The organism is uncultured Stenotrophomonas sp. (genome assembly GCF_963519925.1).
In the GTDB taxonomy this organism is placed as follows: Bacteria; Pseudomonadota; Gammaproteobacteria; order Xanthomonadales; family Xanthomonadaceae; genus Stenotrophomonas; species Stenotrophomonas maltophilia_AE.
Genome location: NZ_CAUQPH010000229.1, coordinates 1 through 3,423, shown reverse-complemented (window position 1 = coordinate 3,423; position 3,423 = coordinate 1). Strand labels below are relative to the sequence as shown.

The 3,423-nt window shown below is 68.5% G+C and carries 4 protein-coding genes and 1 pseudogene; all 5 read right to left on the bottom strand.

What is annotated here, in order from left to right; all coding sequences use genetic code 11:
- A partial coding sequence (locus tag RWO33_RS19830) for an MFS transporter (protein ID WP_314107138.1) occupies positions 1–1,052 on the bottom strand: 1,052 nt, incomplete at its 3' end.
- 64 nt (positions 1,053–1,116) lie between these two features.
- Complete coding sequence (locus RWO33_RS19825; protein WP_314107137.1) at positions 1,117–1,845, bottom strand: DNA-formamidopyrimidine glycosylase family protein; 729 nt, start codon at positions 1,843–1,845, stop codon at positions 1,117–1,119.
- Positions 1,838–2,566: a DUF72 domain-containing protein gene (locus tag RWO33_RS19820; protein WP_314107135.1), complete on the bottom strand. Its 729-nt coding sequence runs from the start codon at positions 2,564–2,566 to the stop codon at positions 1,838–1,840. Before RWO33_RS19820 ends, RWO33_RS19825 begins: the two co-directional genes overlap by 8 nt.
- 9 nt (positions 2,567–2,575) lie before the next feature.
- Positions 2,576–3,010, bottom strand: a complete 435-nt coding sequence (locus RWO33_RS19815) for a pyridoxamine 5'-phosphate oxidase family protein (protein WP_145478304.1) — start codon at positions 3,008–3,010, stop codon at positions 2,576–2,578.
- A gap of 94 nt (positions 3,011–3,104) precedes the next feature.
- A pseudogene (locus RWO33_RS19810) lies at positions 3,105–3,423 on the bottom strand (hypothetical protein); the annotation flags it as partial.

Below are 3,423 nucleotides of genomic sequence, written 5' to 3'. Positions count from 1 at the left end.
GCGCTGACCCCACCGGCCAGGCAGGCCAGGGCCACCGCGGCCGCGGCGATCACCCCGGTGCTGCCGCCGGCCATCCACGCGAACAGGCTCAACGGCAGCACCGCCGACAGCACCGCCAGGCCGATCAGCACCGGCTTGCGCCCGATCCGGTCGGACAAGGCGCCGGCCAGGGGCGTGGCTACGATCACCGCTACCGCCGCCAACGTGGACAGCCACAGCGCTTCGCCTTCGGCCATCCCGCCCGCCGAGCCCAGGAACGCCGGCACATAGGTGATGCCGACGTAGTACGTGATCGACCCCAGCGCCGAGATCGCGAAGGTGCGCGCCACCGCGCCGCGATGGAAGCGCCAGGTGTCGCGGATCGGCGAGCGCGGCACCGTGCCGGCGCGCTGCTGGCGCTCGAACTCCGGCGATTCGTGCATGGTCGAGCGCGCCAGCAGGATGCCGCCAGCCAGGGCCGCGCCGACGAAGAACGGGATGCGCCAGCCCCAGCCATCCAGCTGCGCGGTACTGAGCAGCGCCACGGTAAGCGCGGACAACGCCACCGCCAGCAGCGCGCCGACCTCGCTCGCCGCCGAGGCCAGCGAGGTGATCAGGCCGCGCCGTTTCAGCGGCGCCGTTTCCAGCAGGTAGGCGACCACGCCGGTGTACTCGCCACCGACGGAGAACGCCATCACGCAGCGCAGCAGCAGCAACAGCACGCCCGCTGTCGCGCCGGCGGTGGCATGGGTCGGCAGCAGCGCGGTGGCCAGCATCGCCACGGTCATCAGCGCCATCGAGGCGAGCAGCATGTAGCGCCGCCCGAAGCGGTCGCCCAGGTGCCCGAAGCACAGCGCACCGAGCGGCCGCATCAGGTAGGACACCGCGAACCCGGCCAGGGTCACCAGCAGCGCATCGTCGCCCCCGCCGAAGAACACCCGCGACAGCACCGTGGCCAGGTACAGGTACAGGGTGAAGTCGTACCACTCCACCACCGTGGACAGGCCGGCCACGATCATCGAGCGGGTGCGGGTCGCCGCCGGCAGGGTTGGCGAAGAGGGAGGTGCCGTCATGCGTTGCCCGGGGACATGGTCAGGCCGTCACCCTACCGCACACGATGTGCAGGGCGTGCGGACCTCAGTAGCGGACCTGGCAGTTCGGGCAGAAGAAGGTCCGCCGCCTGCTCTTGCCTGGATAGGTCTTCGACACCGGTCCACCGCAGTTCGGGCAGGTCCGCCTGGTATGGATCTGCCAGTGCTTCTTCAGCTCGAAGGCACGCTTCCATTCAAGGAATCTGAAACTGTATTCGCGCGCATCGGCGATCACCTCGCCGAGCACGCGCGGCGGCAGGTCGCCCACCTTCGACTCGGGATGTACGCGCTGGCGGAACAGCACTTCGTTCTTGATGATGTTGCCGACCCCGGCGAACAGGTCCTGGTCCAGCAATGCGTCGCAGACCAGGGTGTCCGGTTGCTGCTTCAGGCGGCGCCGGGCCAGGCGCGGATCCCAGGCATCGTTCATCACGTCGGTGCGCCAGTCATAGCTGGCGTCCAGCGGGCCTTCGACGTATTTCAGCGAGGAGGCGTAGATGTTGAGTTCGCCGTTGTCGAACTGCAGTGACACCCGCGGTGGCGAGGGCTTGCGCTCGTCGATGCGGTAGCTGCCGAACATCAGCATGTGCACGCGCAGGCTGAAGCCACTGAATTCGATCAGGAAATGCTTGCCCCAGCTGCGCAGCGCCTTCACCCGCCGGCCTTCCATGCGGGTCAGGTCCAGGCTGCTGTTGCCGATCGCGCGGCGTACCGTTTTGCCGCGGAACTTCGCTGCCGCTTCGCGCAGGATGACGATGGAAGGACCTTCAGGCACGCAGCACCTCCTGCAGCCGCGCGGCATTGGCAACGGCGAAGCCATGCGCGGTGTTGTCGAAGATGACCCATCGCGGGCCACGCACCCGCTGCACCTGTGCGGCGAGCGCGTTCAATGCGGCATCATCGTAGTCGCTGTAGTAGACGCGCGGTGTGCCGTGCCAGCGCCAGTAGTGCCACGACGGCGCGCCGCCGGGGTGCGCCGCGGCAGGAACGCGCGCCGGATCGGCACCCGCCCGCGAAACGTCATAACGCTTGAGCAGGGCATCCGCAGCGTCCGTGAACCAGCTGGCATGGCGCGGTTCGCAGACCAGGGGCACGGTGCTGCGCCTGCGCAGGGCACGGAAGAAGCTGGAGGCCCGGCGGGCGTCCAGTTCGAGCGACGGTGGCAACTGCAGCAGCAGGCCGCCGAGCCTGGCGCCGAGCGCGCCGGCCTCACCGAGGAAACGGTCAAGCAGGGGCCCTGCCCCGACCAGCCCCGAGTCATGCGAGATCGTGCGCGGGATCTTTACCGAGAACCGGAAACCGGCGGGCACGCTGGCCGCCCACCGCTCGTAGGTGGCGGGTTTGTGCGGCCGGTAGAACGAGGAATTGATTTCCACCACCGCAAAGCGGGTGGCGTATCGCGCCAGCATGCTCTCACCCGGGCCGAACAGATCAGCGTGGCGGGTTGGAATGGACCAACCTGCACAACCGATCTGCGGGGCGCGGGCAGCAGGCATGGCCCCAGGTCAGACCTGGATCTCGCCCTGGTCTTCGCCGTCCCAGTAATGGATGCGGTGGGCGTGGACGTGGATCAGGACCAGGCCGGGGGTGTCCACGCCCTGCTCGAACCAGCGCTCCAGGCTCTTCTGCCAGTGTTCTCGCATCACCTCCTTGTCGCGGACGATGCGCGCCTTGCCCTGCACGAACACGAACAGCGGCGGCTTGCCGAGCAGGCCCTTGCTGCCGGTGAAGCTGAGCGCCACCTTGGGTTCGGCCTGCAGTTCACGCACCATGTCGGTGCTGTCCAGCGAAAAGAACCAGCTGTCGCCGTCATAGTCGACGTCGCCGTTGTTGCTCATCGGGCGACCGGCGATCTCGCCGTTGTCGGCGAAGGTCTGCAGCATGGTGAAGTCGATGCCGGCCATTTTCTTGGCCAGGTCGTGCAGGGTCAGCGTGGTCATCGGCGCTCCGGTGGCAGGGGTCTGCCACCAGAGTCGGCAAGCGCCCGTGACCGGGCCGTGCAGGCGTGCTGGCGCGGCATTCACGGCCGCCATCTCAGCGCGTGATGAACACCGGGTTGGAATGGAACCACAGGTCCTGCCAGGGATCTTCGCCCTTGACATCCTCCAATGGCGTCGGCTCATCCGTGTTGCTGCCCCGCGCGCGCACGAAACCGCCGTTGGCCGGTGCCGGCAGTTCCCACGCCACCTGGTACCAGGCGCCGTCCTGCTTCCAGTCGGTGGCGGTAAAGCGGCGGGTCTGCATCTGCGGCGCCTGCGCAGGGCCGCTGCCGACGATCAGCTGCAGCTGCCGCAGCCGCGGGTGCTGGCCGGCGGCATTGGCCGCAGACGGCTGCCGCACGCGCAGCTGCACG